Origin of the sequence: Rhizobacter sp. (assembly GCF_032229685.1) — a bacterium.
GTDB lineage: Bacteria > Pseudomonadota > Gammaproteobacteria > Burkholderiales > Burkholderiaceae_C > LMDS01.
The window spans coordinates 30546-49053 of the sequence record NZ_JAVTWP010000038.1 but is presented as its reverse complement, the minus strand read 5'-3'; the positions used below and the strand labels follow the sequence as shown (position 1 = coordinate 49053).

22 protein-coding genes are annotated in these 18508 nt (G+C 68.0%); 7 read left to right on the top strand and 15 right to left on the bottom strand.

What is annotated here, in order from left to right:
* Positions 1–2: 2 nt before the first annotated feature.
* The 5 genes from AC30PD_RS16350 to AC30PD_RS16330 are packed head-to-tail and all read left to right on the top strand — an operon-like array spanning position 3 to position 4227.
* Entirely contained in the window at positions 3–590 is a 588-nt protein-coding gene (locus tag AC30PD_RS16350; protein WP_489536727.1) for a peroxidase-related enzyme, read from the top strand.
* A complete protein-coding gene (locus AC30PD_RS16345) occupies positions 587–1201 on the top strand; it encodes a hypothetical protein (RefSeq protein WP_489536726.1) in 615 nt (204 codons plus the stop codon). The genes AC30PD_RS16350 and AC30PD_RS16345 overlap by 4 nt, the downstream gene beginning before the upstream one ends.
* 7 nt (positions 1202–1208) lie before the next feature.
* Complete coding sequence (locus AC30PD_RS16340) at positions 1209–2183, top strand: glycosyltransferase family 2 protein (protein WP_489536725.1); 975 nt, start codon at positions 1209–1211, stop codon at positions 2181–2183.
* Complete coding sequence (locus AC30PD_RS16335; RefSeq protein WP_489536724.1) at positions 2180–3244, top strand: glycosyltransferase family 4 protein; 1065 nt, start codon at positions 2180–2182, stop codon at positions 3242–3244. The genes AC30PD_RS16340 and AC30PD_RS16335 overlap by 4 nt, the downstream gene beginning before the upstream one ends.
* Entirely contained in the window at positions 3241–4227 is a 987-nt protein-coding gene (locus AC30PD_RS16330; RefSeq protein ID WP_489536723.1) for a glycosyltransferase family 2 protein, read from the top strand. Before AC30PD_RS16335 ends, AC30PD_RS16330 begins: the two co-directional genes overlap by 4 nt.
* 18 nt (positions 4228–4245) lie before the next feature.
* Here the strand turns inward: AC30PD_RS16330 and AC30PD_RS16325 are convergent, their stop codons facing one another.
* The 11 genes from AC30PD_RS16325 to AC30PD_RS16275 are packed head-to-tail and all read right to left on the bottom strand — an operon-like array spanning position 4246 to position 13139.
* Complete coding sequence (locus AC30PD_RS16325; protein WP_489536722.1) at positions 4246–4722, bottom strand: YciI family protein; 477 nt, start codon at positions 4720–4722, stop codon at positions 4246–4248.
* 15 nt (positions 4723–4737) lie between these two features.
* Positions 4738–5583, bottom strand: a complete 846-nt coding sequence (locus AC30PD_RS16320; protein ID WP_489536721.1) for a glycosyltransferase family 2 protein — start codon at positions 5581–5583, stop codon at positions 4738–4740.
* A gap of 35 nt (positions 5584–5618) precedes the next feature.
* Positions 5619–7106: a ribonuclease G gene (gene rng, locus AC30PD_RS16315; protein ID WP_489536720.1), complete on the bottom strand. Its 1488-nt coding sequence runs from the start codon at positions 7104–7106 to the stop codon at positions 5619–5621.
* A 44-nt stretch (positions 7107–7150) separates the two neighbouring features.
* A complete protein-coding gene (locus tag AC30PD_RS16310) occupies positions 7151–7777 on the bottom strand; it encodes a Maf family protein (RefSeq protein ID WP_489536719.1) in 627 nt (208 codons plus the stop codon).
* Between the two features lie 5 nt (positions 7778–7782).
* Entirely contained in the window at positions 7783–8250 is a 468-nt protein-coding gene (rlmH, locus tag AC30PD_RS16305) for a 23S rRNA (pseudouridine(1915)-N(3))-methyltransferase RlmH (protein ID WP_489536718.1), read from the bottom strand.
* Positions 8247–8960, bottom strand: a complete 714-nt coding sequence (rsfS, locus tag AC30PD_RS16300) for a ribosome silencing factor (RefSeq protein WP_489536717.1) — start codon at positions 8958–8960, stop codon at positions 8247–8249. The genes rlmH and rsfS overlap by 4 nt, the downstream gene beginning before the upstream one ends.
* The gene (gene nadD / locus AC30PD_RS16295; protein WP_489536862.1) at positions 8961–9569 is read right to left on the bottom strand and encodes a nicotinate-nucleotide adenylyltransferase; all 609 of its coding nucleotides are present in this window, start codon (positions 9567–9569) and stop codon (positions 8961–8963) included.
* 2 nt (positions 9570–9571) lie between these two features.
* On the bottom strand, positions 9572–10495 hold the full coding sequence (gene hemF / locus AC30PD_RS16290; RefSeq protein ID WP_489536716.1) for an oxygen-dependent coproporphyrinogen oxidase: 924 nt from the start codon (positions 10493–10495) through the stop codon (positions 9572–9574).
* Complete coding sequence (locus tag AC30PD_RS16285; RefSeq protein WP_489536715.1) at positions 10492–11112, bottom strand: 1-acyl-sn-glycerol-3-phosphate acyltransferase; 621 nt, start codon at positions 11110–11112, stop codon at positions 10492–10494. Before AC30PD_RS16285 ends, hemF begins: the two co-directional genes overlap by 4 nt.
* Before the next feature lie 15 nt (positions 11113–11127).
* Positions 11128–12414: a phosphoribosylamine--glycine ligase gene (gene purD, locus AC30PD_RS16280; protein ID WP_489536714.1), complete on the bottom strand. Its 1287-nt coding sequence runs from the start codon at positions 12412–12414 to the stop codon at positions 11128–11130.
* Positions 12411–13139 (bottom strand): YebC/PmpR family DNA-binding transcriptional regulator, encoded by a 729-nt coding sequence (locus AC30PD_RS16275; RefSeq protein ID WP_489536713.1) that lies wholly within the window; start codon positions 13137–13139, stop codon positions 12411–12413. The genes purD and AC30PD_RS16275 overlap by 4 nt, the downstream gene beginning before the upstream one ends.
* Positions 13140–13233: 94 nt before the next feature.
* Between AC30PD_RS16275 and AC30PD_RS16270 the strand changes: the two genes are divergently transcribed.
* Positions 13234–14817 (top strand): helicase HerA-like domain-containing protein, encoded by a 1584-nt coding sequence (locus AC30PD_RS16270; RefSeq protein WP_489536712.1) that lies wholly within the window; start codon positions 13234–13236, stop codon positions 14815–14817.
* A 9-nt stretch (positions 14818–14826) separates the two neighbouring features.
* Here the strand turns inward: AC30PD_RS16270 and AC30PD_RS16265 are convergent, their stop codons facing one another.
* The 4 genes from AC30PD_RS16265 to AC30PD_RS16250 form a co-directional block, all read right to left on the bottom strand.
* Entirely contained in the window at positions 14827–15555 is a 729-nt protein-coding gene (locus tag AC30PD_RS16265) for a cytochrome c biogenesis CcdA family protein (protein WP_489536711.1), read from the bottom strand.
* 21 nt (positions 15556–15576) lie between these two features.
* Entirely contained in the window at positions 15577–15963 is a 387-nt protein-coding gene (locus AC30PD_RS16260; protein ID WP_489536710.1) for a thioredoxin family protein, read from the bottom strand.
* Positions 15964–16049: 86 nt separating this feature from the next.
* Positions 16050–16877, bottom strand: a complete 828-nt coding sequence (locus AC30PD_RS16255) for a molybdopterin-binding protein (RefSeq protein WP_489536709.1) — start codon at positions 16875–16877, stop codon at positions 16050–16052.
* Positions 16874–17731, bottom strand: coding sequence for a cytochrome b/b6 domain-containing protein (locus tag AC30PD_RS16250; RefSeq protein ID WP_489536708.1), 858 nt, complete (start codon positions 17729–17731; stop codon positions 16874–16876). The genes AC30PD_RS16255 and AC30PD_RS16250 overlap by 4 nt, the downstream gene beginning before the upstream one ends.
* Positions 17732–17973: 242 nt before the next feature.
* Between AC30PD_RS16250 and AC30PD_RS16245 the strand changes: the two genes are divergently transcribed.
* A complete protein-coding gene (locus tag AC30PD_RS16245; RefSeq protein ID WP_489536707.1) occupies positions 17974–18486 on the top strand; it encodes a DUF6622 family protein in 513 nt (170 codons plus the stop codon).
* Positions 18487–18508: the final 22 nt, after the last annotated feature.

The window sequence follows — 18508 nt, the reverse complement described above, 5'->3', positions numbered from 1 at the left end:
CCATGTCGAACATCGCTGCCCCGCGTTACCCGTTCCCGCCGATCGAGAACCTGCCTGAAGACCTGCGCCACAAGATCCTCGAAGTGCAGGAAAAGGCCGGCTTCGTGCCCAATGTGTTCTTCGCGTTCGCGCGCCGGCCCGACGAGTTCCGCGCGTTCTTCGCCTACCACGACGCGCTGTTGCTGCGCGAGTCGGGCCTCTCCAAGGGCGAGAAGGAAATGATCATCGTCGCCACCAGCGGCGCGAACGGCTGCCTGTACTGCGTGGTGGCGCACGGCGCGATCCTGCGCATCTACGAGAAGAACCCTCTCATCGCCGACCAGCTCGCGGTGAACTACCTGAAGGCCGACATCACGCCGCGCCAGAAGGCGATGCTCGGCTTCGCGATGAAGGTCTGCAACGCGTCGTATGCGCTCGGCGACGAAGACTTCGCCGCACTGCACGAGCACGGCTTCACCGACGAAGACGCCTGGGACATCGCCGGCATCACTGCGCTCTTCGGCCTGTCGAACCGCATGGCCAACTTCAGCGGCATGCGCCCGAACGACGAGTTCTACCTGATGGGCCGCGTGCCCAAAGCCAAGAAGTGAGCGCGCCGGCCGCGGCCGCTTTCGAGCGCCACCTCGACCTGGGCTGCGGCACCACGCCGCGCAACCCTTATGGCAAACGTTCGCTCTACGGCGTGGACCTACGCCGGCTCGAGTCGAACGCGCAGTTCGAGTTCGCCGCGGCCAACCTCGCGTTCGAGCCGATCCCTTTTGCCGCCGACATGTTCGGCTCGGTCTCGGCCTTCGACTTCATCGAGCACATGCCGCGCGTATTGAACGGCACCGAGCCGAACACCACGTGCTTCCCGTTCGTGCGGCTGATGGACGAGGTCTGGCGCGTGCTCGCACCCGGTGGCCTGTTCTACGCACTGACGCCATGTTTTCCGAGCCGCGAGGCGTTTCAGGATCCGACGCACGTCAACATCATCACCGAAGGCACGCACGCCTACTTCTGCGGCGAGAAGCCGCTGGCGCGCATGTACGGCTTCAACGGCCGCTTCAACGCGAAGCGCGCGCAGTGGGTGATCCCCGAACATTCGCAGAACGCCGTGCCGCTCACCTGGCAGCAGGAATGGAAGCGCCAACGCAAGGCCAGGAGCGGGCGGCTCGCCTACTTTCTGTGGGAACTCGAAGCGGTCAAGGCAGCGGCCTGACTCACGCATGTCGGACGCGCCGCGCATCAGCCTGATCCTGCTGGCGTGCAACCAGCAGGCGACGGTGCGCGCCGCCGCCGAGAGCTGCCTCGCGCAGGTCGGCGAGCCGCTCGAGATCGTGTTCTCCGACGACGCGTCGAGCGACGACACCTTTGCCGAACTGCAGGCCATGGCCGACGCCTACCGAGGCCCCCACCAGGTGCGTGCACGGCGCAACGCGCACAACCTGGGCATCGGCGCGCACTACAACCAGCTGATGCTCGAAACCGCGGGCGCATTGATCGTCACCGCCGCCGGCGACGACCTCTCGGTGCCGCAGCGTGTACAGCGGCTGGCGCAGGCCTGGGACGCATCGAAGCAGTGTGCCGACCTGATCGCCAGCCACTTCGTCGAGGTGTCGCCCGAGGGCGCACTCGGCCAGCGCATCACGACCGACGACCTGGCGCGGGTCACGCTCGACAGCTGGGTGAAGAAGACGCCCTACACGGTCGGCGCCACACACGCCTTCACGCGCCGCATCATGCGGCGCTTCGGGCCGTTCATCGACGACGTGTGGTACGAAGACCGCATCATGGTGCTGCGCGCCATCACGAGCGGCGGCGCGCTCACGGTGAAGGAGCCGCTGGTGCACTACCGTGTCGGCGGCAGCTCGCACCAGCCCCACACCCACACCGGCGAACGCCTGCTGAACTGGACGCGCACGCAGAACCGGCGCGTGCTCGCCGAGATCGCGCAGCTCACGCACGACGCGCGCATCGCCGGCTGCGAAGCCGAAGTGGCCGCGTCTCTGGCGCCCACGCTGCAGCGCGAGACTTACCTGCGCGCCATGCTCGACGCGCAAGGCCGCGGTGCCCGCTGGCGTGCCGCGATGGCGAACCCGCAGCTGCCGCTGGGCTGGCGCGTGCGCAAGTTCATGACCTTCTCGTTCACCGAGCAGGCGGCCGCCATCAAGCGGGTGAAAGCACGGCTGCGCGGTAAATGAAACTCTGCCTCAGCAACCACGGCCTGCGCCACAGCGGCGGCATCGAGCGTTATGCGGTCACGCTGGTGCGCGGCCTGCACGCGCTCGGCGTGCGCCCGACCGTCATCGCCAAGGCCTTCGACACCACGCTGCCCGAATACGCGTGGGTCGACGCGCTGCCGGTGCGCATGACCGGCGTGCCCTCGAAGCTGCGCGACCTGTATTTCGACTGGCGCATCCGCCGCTTCAAGCAGCGCCGCGAGCTTGGGGCCCTGATCGCCTGCAACCAGACCGGCGCGGCCGACATCGCGATCTGCGGCAGCACGCACCCGGGCTATCTGGCGGCCATGGGCGAACGCGAACGCCGCTCCGACGGCTGGAAGATCGCGCTCGAACGCGCGCACCTCACGAACGCGCAGTTCATCGTGGCGCATTCGCAGCGCATGGCCGATGAGGTGCAGCGCTACTACGGCATCAGCGCCGACAAGATCCGCCTGATGTACCCGCCGGTCGACGGCGAGCGTTTCTCGACGGTTCCTGCTGCCGAACGCACCCGCCTGCGCGCCGAGTTGAAGCTGCCCGACGACAAGGCCGTCTTCCTGCTCGCTTCGACCGGCCACCGCCGCAAGGGCCTCGACCTGCTGGCCGACTTCTTCGCGAAGACCGACCTGCCCGTCTGCCTGGTCGTCGCCGGCCGACCCGTCGACATCGATGCGCCGCACATCCGCTACCTCGGCTACCGCAACGACCTGCACAACGTGTTCCGCGCAGTCGACTTCACGGTGCTGGCCTCGATCTTCGAACCTTTCGGCCTCGTCGGCGTGGAATCGGTGCTGTGCGGCACGCCGATCGTGGCGGCCGACAACGTGGGCTGCGCCGAGGTGATCCGTGCGCCGGGCCAGTACGCGTTCAGCCTGGCGCAGCCACAGAGCCTGGGTGAGGCGATCGACAAAGCCGTCGGCGCGTGGCGGGCCAACACCCACCGCATCGCCGACCCGCTGGCCGCGCTCGGCTATGACCCCTCGGTCGAGGTGCACGTGAAGGCGCTGCTGGCGCTGGCCGAGCAGGTGCGCGCCCGGTGAGCGGCGACCACGCGCCGCTGGCGAGCATCCTGCTGATCGCCTACCAGCAGGAAAAGACCGTTGCCGACGCCGTGGCCGGCGCCTTGAGCCAGACTTACTCACCCCTCGAAATCATCCTCTCGGACGACGCCTCAAGCGACGGCACGTTCGCCGCGATGCAGGCCGCCGTGGCCGGCTACACCGGCCCGCACCGGATCGTGCTGAACCGAAACCCGCACAACCTCGGCATCGGTGCGCACCTGAGCCACCTGGTGAGTTTGTCGAAAGGCGACTTGCTGTTCGTCGCTGCGGGTGACGACGTGTCACTGCCGCAGCGCTGCGAAACAGTGATGCAAGCATGGCGCGCTTCGGAACAACGCCTCGACCTGATCGCCGCGGCGCTGATCGACGTGGACGAAGCCGGTCAGGCCGGCGCCGTGATCACGCCGAGCGATCTCGCCACCTGCCGCAACGCCGCCGATTGGCTGGCCCGCCCGCCTTTTGTCGTCGGCGCCGCGCAGGCCTGGACACGGCGTGTGTTCGACCGCTTCGGCCCGCTGCCCAAAGGCGTGGTCGCCGAAGACCTGGTGATGGTGTTGCGCGCGGTGATGAGCGGCGGCGCCGTCACGCTGGCCGAACCGCTGGTGCGCTACCGGCGTGGCGGCTTGTCGTTCCGGCGCCGCGCACAGTCGGCCGGGGACGTGGTGAAAGCCTTGCTGAAGAACAACCGCAGTTCGCTCGTCGAATTGCCGCTGCTGCTGGCCGACGCACGCAAGGCGGGCCAACTCGCTGCAGTCGAACCCGCGCTGCTGGCGCGCCTGGCACGCGAGCACTTCGTTCGTGACCTGTTCGCGGCTGGCTCCTTGTCGGCCCGCTGCCGCGTGGTGCTGGGCGCACGGAGCGTGCCGCTCGCGCTGCGACTGCGCCTGTTCGTCTACGCGGCCTGCCCGGCGCTGCTGGCGCCCTTCTTCTGGCTCAAGCGGTCAGTCCGTCGAACGCGTTAGGCCCGCCCGCAACTGCGCTCAGAAGCGCTTCTTCGCGATCTTCTTGTGGGCGTCGTTGACCAGCATCAGCGCTGCCGAACCGAAGTACTGGTGGTACTCGGCCACCATTTCGCCCTTGATGATCACCGGGTCGGTGGCCACGAGCAGGCGTGCTTCCTCGATCTCGGTCACCGCGAACACGTAGAGGCCACGCCAGCCGTCGACCCCGTCGAGCGGCCCGGCGAGGGCGAGCTTGCCTTCGTTGCCCAGCCGGCTCATGTTCGCGAAGTGCCCTTTGAACATTTCGTCGCGTTCGGCCCCGGGCGGCACCTTGTTCGGCCCGGTCTTCAGCAGCACGAACACGTAGCTGCGCATGCCGTTCTCGTTGGCGCCGAGCGAACGCGCGAGTTCGGCATCGAAGGCCGGCTTGTCCGTCTCGGGCGGCGTCTGCGCGTGGGCCGACAGCGCCAGGCACCAGGCCGCGGCACTCATGGCCACAGAAGCAGGTCTGAACATGGTTTCACCTCCGGTTCAACCGAAGCGCCGCCGCCACGCGCTCTTGCGCAGCGCCCATTTCAGGCCCTTCGTGGTCTTCGGGTCGGGTTCGGGCAACACGTCGTTCGCGAGCGTCTCGCCACGCCGCAGATAGAACCGGTCGAAGGTCGATTGCGTCATGCCCCACTTGTGCAGGAACTGGCTGCGGCCGTCGTTCTTCACGACCTTGCCGGTCGACTTGCATTGAAAGTGGTACACGAGCGAATCGCCCACGCCGATGAAGCGCCGGCAGCCGGCGTGCCAGAGTTTCATCGAGAAGTCGTTGTCGCTGCTCATGCCCGGCGACAGCTCGGTGCTGTAGCCGCCCAGGTTGAACCACCACTTGCGATGCACCAGCGTCGGCGGCCAGGTGGCGCCGGCCCAGTCGGCACGCTTCAGGCCGGGCGCGGCCTTCAGCAGCTCGGTTTCGCGAAAGCCCGCCACCGTGTCGCCATGGTCGGCGACCACCACGCAGGGGTTGCCGCTGTTCTTGGGCTCGACCATCGTGCCCGAAAGCATGAAGAGATCGTCAGGCATTGCCCTGACGCGCTTGAGCAGCGCCGTGTCCCAGCCCGGCAGGCAGTACATGTCGTCGTTGAGGTAGACGATGTAGTCGTGCTCGGCGAGCTGCGCTGCCTCGTTCACCGCGAGGCAGATACCGACGTTGCTGGTCGAGAACGTGGCGTCGAGCTGCTGCTGCATCACCCACTCGCGCGTGCCGTCGCTGCCGTCGTTCACGTGCACGATGATCTGGTGCGCGTGCGCCGAATGGCGCCGGATGCTCTGCACCACCAGGCGCAGGTAGTCGAGGTTGTTCCAGGTCGGGATCAGGATCGAAAACATCGTCGGGTGAACTCCTGGGCGTGCGCGCCGGCCGGCTACAGCAGCACGATGTCGTACTGCTCAGGCGAGCCCAGCGCTTCGGCCTGCAGCGAGATCGGCTTGCCGATGAAGTCGCTCAAGCCCGCCAGATGCGGGCTCTCTTCGTCGAGCAGCATCTCGACCACGGCCGCCGACGCGATGACGCGAAACTCTTTCGGGTTGAACTGGCGCGCTTCGCGAAGGATCTCGCGCAGGATGTCGTAGCACACGCTGCGCGGTGTTTTCACCTGGCCCTTGCCTTCGCAGGTGGGGCACACCTCGCACAGCATGTGCGCGAGCGACTCGCGCGTGCGCTTGCGCGTCATCTCCACCAGCCCGAGCTGCGTGAAGCCGCTCACCGTGATCTTGGTGCGGTCGCGCGCGAGCTGTTTGCGCAGTTCGGCGAGCACCGCGTTCTGGTGGTCCTCGCGCGTCATGTCGATGAAGTCGATGATGATGATGCCGCCCAGGTTGCGCAGGCGCAGCTGGCGCGCGATGGCCTGGCCGGCCTCGAGGTTGGTCTTGAAGATCGTGTCGTCGAAGTTGCGCGCGCCGACGAAACCGCCGGTGTTCACGTCGACCGTGGTCAGCGCTTCGGTCTGGTCGATGATGAGGTAACCGCCCGACTTGAGCTCGACACGCCGCGTCAGCGCGCGCGCGATCTCTTCGTCGATGTTGAACAGGTCGAAGATCGGCCGCTCGCCGGCGTAGTGCGCGAGCTTGGCGACCGAGGTCGGCGTGAACTCGTGGCCGAACTTCGAGAGCAGGTCGAACTGCATCAGCGAGTCGATGCGGATCGTCTGCGTGGCGTCGTGCGCCAGGTCGCGCAGCACACGCTGCACGAGGTTCAGGTCCTGGTGCAACAAGGTGCCCGGCGGCGACTTGAAACTGCGCTCGCGCACCCCGGCCCAGGTCTTGCGCAAGTAGCGGATGTCGTCCGAAAGCTCCTCGTCGGTCGCTTCTTCGGCATTGGTGCGCAGGATGAAGCCGCCCTGTGGCCCGCCGCCTTCGGGCACCTGCGCCAGCACACCCATGCGGGCACGCAACTGCTCGCGCAATTCTGGCGAGCCGATCTTCTGCGAGATGCCGATGTGGTCGTCTTGCGGCAGGAACACGAGCAGCCGCCCGGCGATGCTGATCTGCGTGGAGAGCCGCGCACCCTTGGTGCCGATCGGGTCCTTGATGACCTGCACGGTCAGCGTCTGGCCTTCGAACACCAGGCGTTCGATCGGCGTGGGCGGCACGTTGTTGTGGCCATGGTCGCCACGCGGCGTGACACCCGCTACTTGCACGTCGGCCACGTGCAGGAACGCTGCGCGCTCCAGGCCGATGTCGATGAAGGCCGACTGCATGCCCGGCAACACACGCGCCACACGGCCGGCATAGATGTTGCCGACCAGGCCGCGCTCGAGCGCGCGCTCGATGTGCAGCTCTTGCACCGCGCCGTTCTCGACCACGGCCACGCGTGTTTCCTGGGGAGCCCAGTTGATGAGGATGTCTTGCATGAGCGCTGGGCCTGTCTCTTGTTGTGGCCGGCGTTCGCTGCGGTTCAGAAGCCGCCGACGCCCGCTTTTTTCAGCAGTTGTGCCGTCTCGTACAGGGGCAAACCCATGATACCGGAGTGGCTGCCTTCGATGCGCTCGATCCACGCCGCCACGCTGCTCTGGATCGCGTAGGCACCGGCCTTGCCGAAAGGTTCACCGCTGGCCACGTAGGCGTCGATCACCGCATCGCTCATCGCTGCGAAGCGCACGCGCGAGGTGCTGGCAACGCGCCATTCTCCGGCAGCCGAACCCACCGCCACGGCGGTGATCACGCGGTGCGTCTTGCCGGACAGCAGGCGCAGCGTTCGCGCCGCGTCGGCCGCGTCGGCGGGTTTGCCGAGGATGCGCCGGCCGAGCACCACGGTCGTGTCGGCACACAGGATCGGCGCATCGGGCAGGCCGCTCTTGCGCAGGCGAAGGCGAGCGGCCCAGAGTTTGTCGCGCGCCACGCGCTCGACGTAGGCGGCTGCGAGCTCGCCGGGCTTTTCGGCTTCGAGCGACTCGGCGTCTTCGTCTTCGCGCGGCAGCAGGAGTTCGTGGCGCACGCCGATCTGGTCGAGCAGCTGGCGCCGGCGCGGGCTTTGCGAAGCGAGGTAGATGAACGACGGCGTGTCGGGTGGTGTGTCACTCATGGCGGTCATTCGCGGTGGTACGGGTGGTTCACCATCACGGTCCAGGCGCGGTACAAGGCTTCGGCCAGCAGCACGCGTACGAAGGCGTGCGGCAGGGTCAGCTCCGACAGGCGCAGGGTTTCGTCGGCGCTGGCCTTCAACGACGCGTCCAGGCCGTCGGGCCCGCCGATCAGCAAGGCCACGTCGCGCCCGTCGCGCTGCCAGGCCTGCATACGCGCCGACAGGGCGAGCGTGGTGACACGGTCACCATGTTCGTCGAGCACCACGCGGCGCACCCCGCGTGGCAAGGCGGCTTCGAGGCGCGTGGCCTCGGCGGCCATCAGCTGCTCGGCGGTCTTCGAGCCACGCGCTTCGGCTTTCACGGCCTTCAGTTCCAGCCGCATCTCGGGCGGGAACCGTTTGGCGAAATCGGCGTAGGCGGTGTCGGCCCACGCCGGTTGGCGCTGGCCGACCGCGACCAGCAGCAGCTTCATGCCCGGGAAGAGGTCTTCCGGGCCGGAGCCTTCTTCGCGGTCGTCTTGCCACCCACCGGCTTCCGCGCGGCCGATGCCTTCTTCGCGGCCGGTGACTTGGCGGTGGCCTTCTTGACGCCGACCACGCGCGTCACGGTGGCGCGTGGCGCGGGGGCGGTGGGCTTCCTGGGCGCGGCGCGGGTCGCGGTGGCTGACTTCTTCGCGGCGGTTTTCGGCGCTGAGGCCTTCGCAGCCGATGCCTTCGCCGCAGGCGCCTTGGCGGCCGCCTTCTTCGCAGCCGGAGCCGCCGCCACCTTCTTCGCGGCCGGCTTGCGCGCCTTGCCCGGCTTGTCAGGCTCGGCGGCTTTCACGAGCTTCGTCACACCGGAATCGAGCTTCATGTTGACCGGCTTGCCACCCCAGATTTCTTCGAGGTGGTAGTACTCGCGGATCGTCGGCTGCATCACGTGCAGCACCGCGGCGCCGCAGTCGACGATGATCCATTCACCGTTGGTTTCACCCTCGGTGCGTGGCACCGAAAACCCTGCTTTCTTGACCGCTTCGCGCACGCTGGAGGCCAGCGACTTGGTCTGCCGGTTGCTCGTGCCCGACGCGATGATCACGCGTTCGAACAAGGCCGACAGATGCTCGGTGTTGAAGACGACGATGTTCTGGGCTTTCACGTCTTCCAGACCATCGACGATGGCGCGTTGCAGTTTACGAATGTCCATTCAGCTCCCGGGTTGCCCTTGATAAAGGTGGTGTTGGTCAATATAGCCTGCCACGGCCGGCGGCACCAGATCGGTGATGGCCAGCCCGGCGTGAATGCGCTCTCGGATGTCGGTGGAAGACACGTCCATCATCGGCAGCGACACGGCCGCGTGCGGCACGCGCAGCACCTGCAAGTCGGCCGTCACCGGCGCGTCGGGCCGATTGGCGATGGCGAGCGTGATGCGGCCGAGCAGTTCTTGCCAGCCGTGCCACGTGTGGAAGGAAGCGTACTGGTCTTGCCCGATCACGAGGAACCACTCGGCACCGGGCTCGGTGGCCTGCAAGGCGCGCACCGTGTCGAGCGTGTAGCTCGGGCCGGTGCGTTCGAGTTCGCAGCGGTCGAGCAGGAAGTGCGGAACCCCTTCGATCGCGAGCCGCACCATCGCTTCGCGGTGAACGGACGGCGTCATCGGGCGCGCTTTCTGCCAAGGCTGCCCGGCCGGGACCCAGCGCAACTCATCGAGCTGGAGCTCGGCCAGAGCCAGTCGCGCCAGCGCGACGTGCGCGTTGTGCACCGGGTCGAAGCTGCCGCCGAAGATGCCGATTCGGCGAGGCGTCTTTTTCTTCACCGTCAAGCGGGCACCCAATCGGCCCAGTCGCGCGGGCGCAGAAAGTCGCTGTACAGGCGCGCTTCCGGCGTGCCGGCTTCGGGCTTCCAGTCGTAGCGCCACTTCACGATCGGTGGCATCGACATCAGGATGCTTTCGGTGCGGCCACCCGACTGCAGCCCGAACAATGTGCCGCGGTCGAACACGAGGTTGAACTCGACGTAGCGCCCGCGCCGGTAAGCCTGGAAGTCACGCTCGCGCTCGCCGTAAGGCATGGCTTTGCGGCGCTGCACGATCGGCAGGTAGGCGCCGAGCAGCGCATCACCGACCGCGCTCGTCATCGCGAGGCCTTGCTCGAAGCCGAGCTCTGAAAAGTCGTCGAAGAACACGCCACCCACACCCCGCGGTTCGTCGCGGTGCTTCAGGAAGAAGTACTCGTCGCACCAGGTCTTGAAGCGCGGGTATTTGTCGGCGCCGAAGGGCGCGAGCGCGTCGCGGTTCGTGCGGTGAAAGTGCGCCGCGTCTTCCTCGAAGCCGTAGTACGGCGTCAGGTCCATGCCGCCGCCGAACCAGGTGACGGGTTGGCCGCCGTTCGGGAACGCGGCCAGCATGCGCACGTTCATGTGCACCGTGGGCACATACGGGTTGCGCGGGTGGAACACGAGCGAGACACCCATCGCCTCGAAGGGCGCGCCGGCCAGTTCGGGCCGGTGCTGCGTGGCCGAAGGTGGCAGCGTCTTGCCCTTCACGTGCGAGAAGCTGCAGCCGCCGCGCTCGAGAAGGTTGCCGCCTTCGAGCAAGCGCGAACGGCCCTCGCCTTCGAGCTTGCCACCCGGCTCGCGCTGCCACGCGTCGGTGATGAAACGCTGGCCGTCGGCCGCTTCCATGCCGGTGACGATGCGGTCCTGCAAACCCAGCAGGTAGTCTTTGACGGTTGATGTGTTCATGTCTCGCTGCCCATGTCGTCGAAACGGATCGGTGCTGCCAGCGCCGGCCGCTTGCCGACCCGGTAGCCGAGTTCTTCGGCTATCCGCTTCAGGTCGGTCCGCACGTCGCCGCTCAGCATGATGAACTGTTGCACCCCTGCTTCACGCTGACCGAAATCAAGAAACACCAGCCCGACCGGCACCTGTGCCTGCAGCGCCACATGGTAGAAGCCCGAGCGCCAGCCGCTGGCGTGGCGGCGCGTGCCTTCGGGCGCGAGCGCGAGCCAGAGAAAGCGCCCTTGCTCGCGCGCCGAGGCCAGTTCCTTCGCCATCTGGCCGACGATGCCGTGGCTGGCATGGCGGTCGACCGGCACGCCGCCGAGCCAGCGAAGCCAGGCGCCGAAGAGCGGCACGCGGAACAGGCTGTCCTTGCCCCAGAACGTAATTTGGATGCCGACCGCCCACTTCACCAGCAGGCCGAGCGGAAAGTCCCAGTTCGAGGTGTGCGGGTAGACGATCAGGACGCCCTGCTTTCCCGGCAGGCCCTCGAACCGCAGCCGCCAGCCGGCCAGCCGCAACAGCCAGCGCGCCACGCTGCTGCCGTGCAGTTGCACCGGCCGCTCAACGATCTCTTGCATGCAGCGGGTTTCGAATCAACGCTTGACCGCCCGGTGCCCGATGTCGCGGCGGAACAGCGCACCATCGAAACGGATGCCGTCGAGCACTTCGTACGCGCGGTGCTGAGCCTGCTTCACCGAGTCACCCAGCGCCGTCACGCACAGCACCCGGCCGCCGGACGTGACGGCCGCGTCGGACCGCGGCTCGGTGCCGGCGTGGAACACCATCGCGTCGGGCGCCTCGCCCGGCAGGCCAGTGATGGTGTCGCCCTTGCGCGGCGAAAGCGGGTAGCCGCTGGCGGCCATCACCACGCCGAGCGCGACACGCCGGTCCCATTCGAGCTCGACGCGGTCGAGCGTGCCGTCGGTGGCGTGCATCAGCACGTCGAACAGGTCGCTCTTGAGCCGCATCATGATCGGCTGGGTTTCGGGGTCGCCGAGGCGGCAGTTGAACTCCACGGTGCGCGGCTGGCCGTGCGCGTCGATCATCAAGCCGGCGTAGAGAAAACCGGTGAAGGTGATGCCGTCTTTTGCCATGCCGGCGATGGTGGGCAGCACGATCTCGTGCATCGCGCGCGCGTGCACGTTGGGCGTGACCACCGGCGCCGGCGAATACGCGCCCATGCCGCCGGTGTTCGGGCCTTCGTCGTTGTCGAGCAGGCGTTTGTGGTCCTGGCTCGTCGCGAGCGGCAACACGTTCTTGCCGTCGCACAGCACAATGAAACTCGCTTCTTCGCCTTCGAGAAACTGCTCGATCACCACGCGAGCCTGGCCGTCGTTGTGTTGCACGCCGAGCTTGTTGTCGGTGCCGCCGATCATCCAGTCGATCGCTTCGTGGGCCTGCGCGAGGGTCATCGCCACGACCACGCCCTTGCCGGCGGCCAGGCCGTCGGCCTTGATGACGATGGGAGCGCCCTTCGCATCCACGTGAGCGTGCGCGGCGGTCGCATCGGTGAAGCTCGCGAACGCGGCGGTCGGGATGCCGTGACGCTGCATGAACTCCTTGGCGAAGGCTTTCGAGCTTTCGAGCTGCGCGGCCGCCTTCGTCGGCCCGAACACACGCAGCCCGCGCGCGCGGAACAGGTCGACGATGCCCGCGGCCAGCGGCGCTTCGGGGCCGACGACGGTGAGCGCGATCTTCTCGGCGAGCGCGAAGTCGGCCAGGGCGGCGTGGTCGGTGATGGCCACGTTCTCGAGCCGCACGTCGGCCGCCGTGCCGCCGTTGCCGGGCGCCACGAACACCTTCTGCACCTTGGGCGACTGCACGAGCTTCCAGGCCAGCGCGTGTTCGCGGCCGCCGTTGCCGATGACGAGGACCTTCATTCCGCGTTCATTTCGGCGTTGTGATACAGGTCTTGCGTGTCGTCGAGGTCTTCGATCACGTCGAGCAGCTTCTGCATGCGCTGTGCGTCTTCGCCACTCAGCGCGATCGTGTTCTCGGCCCGCATCGTGACCTCGGCCACCTCGGGTTTGAGGCCGGCGGCTTCGAGCGCCGCCTTCACCGCCTCGAACTGCGGCGGCGCGCACAGCACTTCGATCGCGCCGTCGTCGTCGGTGAGCACGTCGTCGGCGCCGGCTTCGAGCGCCACTTCCATCACCTTGTCTTCGCTGGTGCCGGGCGCGAAGACGAACTGCGCGCAGTGCTTGAACTGGAACGCCACCGAGCCTTCAGTGCCCATGTTGCCGCCGTACTTGCTGAACGCGTGGCGCACTTCGGCCACCGTGCGCACGCGGTTGTCGGTCATGCAGTCGACGATGATCGCGGCGCCGCCGATGCCGTAGCCTTCGTAGCGGATTTCCTCGTAGCTCACGCCTTCGAGGTTGCCGGTCGCCTTGTCGATGTTCTTCTTGACGGTGTCGGCCGGCATGTTCGCGGCCTTGGCCTTCTCGACCGCCAGGCGCAGGCGCGGGTTCATCGCCAGATCGCCGCCGCCCTGGCGCGCGGCCACGGTGATTTCACGGATGACGCGGGTCCAGATCTTGCCGCGCTTTTCGTCTTGACGACCTTTGCGGTGCTGGATGTTGGCCCACTTGGAATGACCGGCCATGAGGCTCCCTTTGGAGCAGGCCGCCCGATTGCGGCCCGCTGTTCGCTAGACTGCAATTTTACGTGCCACTTTTCCCGCCCACCGGAGCACCCTCATGGCCGAGCCCATCCTGATCGCCAAACACGTCGTTTCCGAGAAGGAAACGATCGAGTGCTTCCTGCTGCCGGCACTGGCCACCCGCCACGGGCTGATCACCGGCGCCACCGGCACGGGCAAGACCATCACGCTGCAGACGCTGGCCGAAAGTTTCAGCCAGCGCGGCGTGCCGGTCTTCATGGCCGACGTGAAAGGCGACCTGACCGGCATCACCCAGGCCGGCAAGGTGAGCCCCAAGCTGGCGGCGATCCTGAAAGAGCGCGGCATCGAGCCCTCGCCCCCGGCCGCCTGCCCGGCCACGCTCTGGGACGTGTTCGCCAGCACCACCGCAGCCCAGGGCCACCCGGTGCGTGCCACGGTCAGTGACATGGGCCCGCTGCTGCTGGCCCGCATGCTGGCGCTCAACGAAACCCAGCAGGGTGTGCTGCAACTCGTGTTCAAGATCGCCGACGACAACGGCCTCTTGCTGCTCGACCTGAAAGACCTGCGCGCGATGCTGCAGTACGTGGGCGACAACTCGAGCCAGTTCACGACCGAATACGGCAACGTGAGCGCCGCCAGCATCGGCGCCATTCAGCGCGGCGTGTTGCAGATCGACCAGCAGGGCGGCGACCGCTTCTTCGGCGAGCCCATGCTCAACATCGCCGACTTCATGCAGACCGACGCCGGCAAGGGCGTGATCAACATCCTGGCCGCCGACCAGCTGATGAACAGCCCGCGCCTGTATGCCACCTTCCTGCTGTGGATGCTCTCCGAGCTCTTCGAGCAGTTGCCCGAGGTCGGCGACCTCGAGCAACCCAAGCTCGTTTTCTTCTTCGACGAAGCGCACCTGCTCTTCAAGGAAGCGCCTGCCGCGCTGGTCGAACGCATCGAGCTCGTCGTGCGGCTGGTGCGCAGCAAGGGCGTGGGCGTGTACTTCGTGACGCAGAACCCGCTCGACATTCCCGACACCGTGCTGGCCCAGCTCGGCAACCGCGTGCAGCACGCGCTGCGCGCCTTCACGCCACGTGACCAGAAAGCGGTGAAGGCCGCGGCGAGCACGATGCGCGCGAACCCGGGGCTCGACATCGAAACCGCGATCACCGAACTCGCGGTCGGTGAAGCGCTGGTCAGCCTGCTCGACGAAAAAGGCCGGCCGAGCGTGACACAGCGGGTCTTCGTGGTGCCGCCCGGCAGCCAGATCGGCCCGATCACGCCGGAACAGCGCAAGGCCTTGATCGACGGCTCGCTGGTCGCGGGCGTGTACGAGAAGGCGGTCGACCGCGAGTCGGCCTACGAAAAGATCAAGGGCCGCGCTGCCGCCAGCCCCGCTGGCGCGCCTTCACCGGCCCCCACGGCGGGCGGCAGCACCTCGCGGCCCCTGCCCACGCCCACCGCCGGCCAGCCGGCCGACGATGGCGGCGGCATGCTCGGCGGCCTGAAAGACGTGCTCTTCGGCAGCACCGGCCCGCGCGGCGGCAAGCACGAAGGCCTGGCCGAAGCGGCAGCACGCTCCGCGGTGCGCAGCATCGGCTCCAGCGTCGGCCGCGAGATCATCCGCGGCGTGCTCGGCAGCATTCTGGGCGGTGGCAAGCGGCGCTGAACGCGCGGTTCAAAACCGCGTCGTCAAGGCCGTGAGCCAGTCGGGCGAATGCTCGACGACCCAGGCCTCGAAGGCCTTGTCGAAGCCGGTCAGGATCGCGAGGCCGAGCACCAGCATCACGCCGCCGAGCAGCCAGCGCCCGCGCTGGCCGGCAGCGAGCAGGCGGCCGCGCAGGCGCTGCATCGCTTCACGCGAGAGGCTCCCCACCACCACGAGCGGCGTGCCGGCGCCCAGCCCGAACAGCAGCATCAGCAGCGCAATCTGCGGCAGGTGGCTGCCTTGCGCCGCAAGCGTGCTGGCGGCGCCGAGCGTCGGGCCGACACACGGGCTCCAGACCACCCCGAGCACGAGGCCGATCATGAATTGCCCGTGCCAGCCCGATCCGCCCAGGCGGCCCAGCAGGTTATCGCCCGCGGCGCTCAAGCCCGAGGCGGCGTGCGCGAAGCGCGCCTGACCGCGGGCAGACAGCAACAACAGCGCGAAGACGATCAGCAGCACCGCGGCGCCCTGGCGCAGCACGGCGGCGTCGAGCCCGACCGACGCGCCGAGTGTCGCGATGAACAGGCCCACGCTGGCGAACGAGAGCGTCAGGCCGAGCGCCAGCGCGAGCGGCCCGAAGCGGTGCTGCGTGGTCGCGCTGGCGATCAGGATCGGCAGCAGGGGCAGCACACACGGCGACAGTGTCGACAGCACGCCGGCGAGGTAGCCGAGCGCGAAAGTCGCCGGGCCGAAGTCCACGGCGCAGGCCCTGCCGTTGCGTCAGAGTGCTTTGTCGAGCAGGGCGCCGAGCTCAGCCTTGCCGGTCTGGCCGGTCGAGCGCGCCACTTCCCTGCCACCCTTGAAAGCGACCAGCGTGCTTTGCATGGTCACGTTGAGCTGCTTCTTCAAGGCGGCTTCGTTGTCGAAGTCGGCCACGAAGACCGTCAGCGACTTGCGCTGCGGCTCGGCCAGCAGCGCCTGCACGACTGGCTTTTGCGCCTTGCAGGTCGGGCACCAGCTGGCGGCGAAGTCGACGACCACGGGCTGGCCGGCGGCCAGCGCCTTGTCGAACGCGGCCTTGTTGAACGGCATCTCGGCCGCGAAGGTGGCCAGGGCCGCCAGGCCCAGGCCGGCAGCGACGAACACGGACCGAAGCAATCTGCGCATGACATCTCCTTGGGGCCGCGGGGGCCCGACACCGCTGAGTCGTTGGCGGCCCGCCGAGCTTACAGACATCGGCCGGATCGGGTGGTTCAGATGCCGGCGTACCACTCGTAGCCGTTGTCTTCCCAGTAGCCGCCGTGGCCGCCGCGGATCTTCTCGAACGACTCGACGAGCTCGATCCGCATCAGGTACTTGGCATGCTTGTAGCCGAGCTGGCGCTCGATGCGCGCACGCAGCGGCGCGCCGTTGTTGACCGGCAGCGGCTGGTCGTTGAGCTCGTAGGCGAGCACGGTCTGCACGTGGTACGCGTCGTCGAGGTCCACGCTCTCGTAGTACTTCGAATCGCGCCCGTCGAGCGACGGGCCTTCCATCGAGTCGGCGCAGCGGAAGACCACGTACTTCGCGTTCGGCAAGGGTTTGACCTGTTCGAGCACGTGGGCGAGCGGCACGCCCTTCCACTTGCCGATCGAGCTCCAGCCCTCCACGCAGTCGTGGCGCGTGATCTGGGTTCGCGACGGCATGGCGCGCAGCTGCGCGAGCGTGAACGCGGCCGGCTGGGCGACGAGGCCGCCGACCTGCAGCGTCCATTCGCTGAAAGCTCCCTTCAGCAAAGCCTGGTACTCGGCGTCGCGTGGCACGAGCGTGCCGTTGGCCTTGAAATGCGCGGCCACGTCGGCCTGGCTGAACTCTTGCGCCATTGCCTTGCGGCCGGCCACCGCGCGCTGCGCGGCGTGGCTGAGGTGCTGAGCGCTCTTGAGCACGTCGACGAAAGCCGCGTTGTTCGAGAGCCTGTCACAGCCGGCCAGCGACAACGCGCCCGCCGAAGCGAGTGCCGTGCGCAGCGCGCTGCGCCGGCTGGTGTTCGCACGAAGGCCTGAAGGGTGGCCGCTGGCGATGGGTTTCCTGGTGATGCTCATTTGGCTTCCTTCTCGGCCGGCACGGTGTACCAGCCCGTGACCATCGAGCGCAGTTGGTTCCAGACGCCGCTGATCAGCACTTCGAACACGTGCACGCACACGAACAGCAGCAGCCCGCTCGCGGCCAGAAAGTGCAGCGTGCGCGCCGACTGCCGGCCGCCGAGCAGGTCGACCCAGCCCGGCCACACGGCATCGAGCCTCGGCGACATTGCCAGGCCGGCCACGATCACGAGCGGCAGCAGGCCGAAGATCACCACGAGGTAGGCCAGGTTCTGCAGCACGTTGTAGCGCTTCGCCGCTTCGCCGCTCGGGTGGCGGAACAGCAGGTGGTCCTTGATCGAGCGGCCGATGTTGGCGAGCTCGGTGCGCGTGGGCAGCAGGTCACGCCGCAGGTGACCGCTGAACAGGCCATAGAGCACGTAGGCCACCCCGTTGATCACGAACAGCCAGGCGAAGAAGAAGTGCCAGTGCCGGCCCATCGAGAGCCACTGCCCGCTCGGCACCGTGGCCCACGCCGGAAAGGCACGGGTGGCCCACTGGCCGTCGAGCTTCGAGGTGCCGAGCACGCCGTGGGTCACGAACTCGTGCCCGGCCACCCGCGTGACGCCGACCACCCCGCCGCCCGGCATCGGCACCGAGCCGATCAGCAGCCAGGGTTTGTCGAAGCTGGAGTCCTTGCCCCAGTAGAGCGCCGGGTGCGCGTTGAAGATCGTCAGGCCGCTCATCAGCAGCACGCTCAGGCACAGCACGTTGATCCAGTGCATCAGCCGCACGGGCAGGCGGTGGCGGTAGAAGCGCCGGGCCGCCCTGGCGTCCGCGGGCGGATCATCGGGCGAGGTCAGTGAGTCGTTCATGCGCATCCTCCGGTTCGGGCGACCGATCATCGCAGGCTCGGGCCTGCGACCCATGGCTTTTTCGTCGTTCCGGGCCGGCCCGCCTTACGCCGGTCTCGCGGCGCGCGGGCCGGATGGCCACCGTTCGCGCCGCCCGCGCGCCGTTTCGCGCCTGCCAGGGGCTGCCGGTCGCAGCACGCTCGCCGGCGGGCGCCGCCGACGCCACAGTGCGCTCCACACACCCCGCCGCAAGGAGCCGCACCATGTCTTTCATCGCCATCGTTCAACACACCCCCGCCTGGGTCTGGGGCCTGCTCGCCGCGCTGGTGGCGCTCGGCCTGTGGCAGACCCGACCGCTCGAGATGAGCCTGACCCGCATGACCGTGCTGCCGCTGGTGCTCACGGCGCTGTCGCTCGTCGGCGTGCTCAGCAAGTTCGCGCACATGCCGGTCGCGCTGGCCGCCTGGGCGGCCGGTGTCACCGCGGCGCTCGCGCTGGGACGGCGGTTCGTGAGCGTACCCGGCGCGTCGTGGTCGGCGAGCCGCGCCATGTTGCACGTGCCGGGCAGCTGGCTGCCGCTGGCGCTCATCGTGAGCCTGTTCGCGGTCAAGTACGGCGCCGGGGTCAGCCTGGCGCTGGCCCCGCAGCTGGCGCACGACACCACCTTTGCCGGCCTGTGCAGCCTGGCCTACGGCACCTTCAGCGGCCTGTTCCTGGCGCGCGCCCTTTCGCTGCGCAGCCTGGCCACGCAGCCGGCTGCGATGCAGGCGGCCTGAACCGCGCCGACAGGCCAGAATC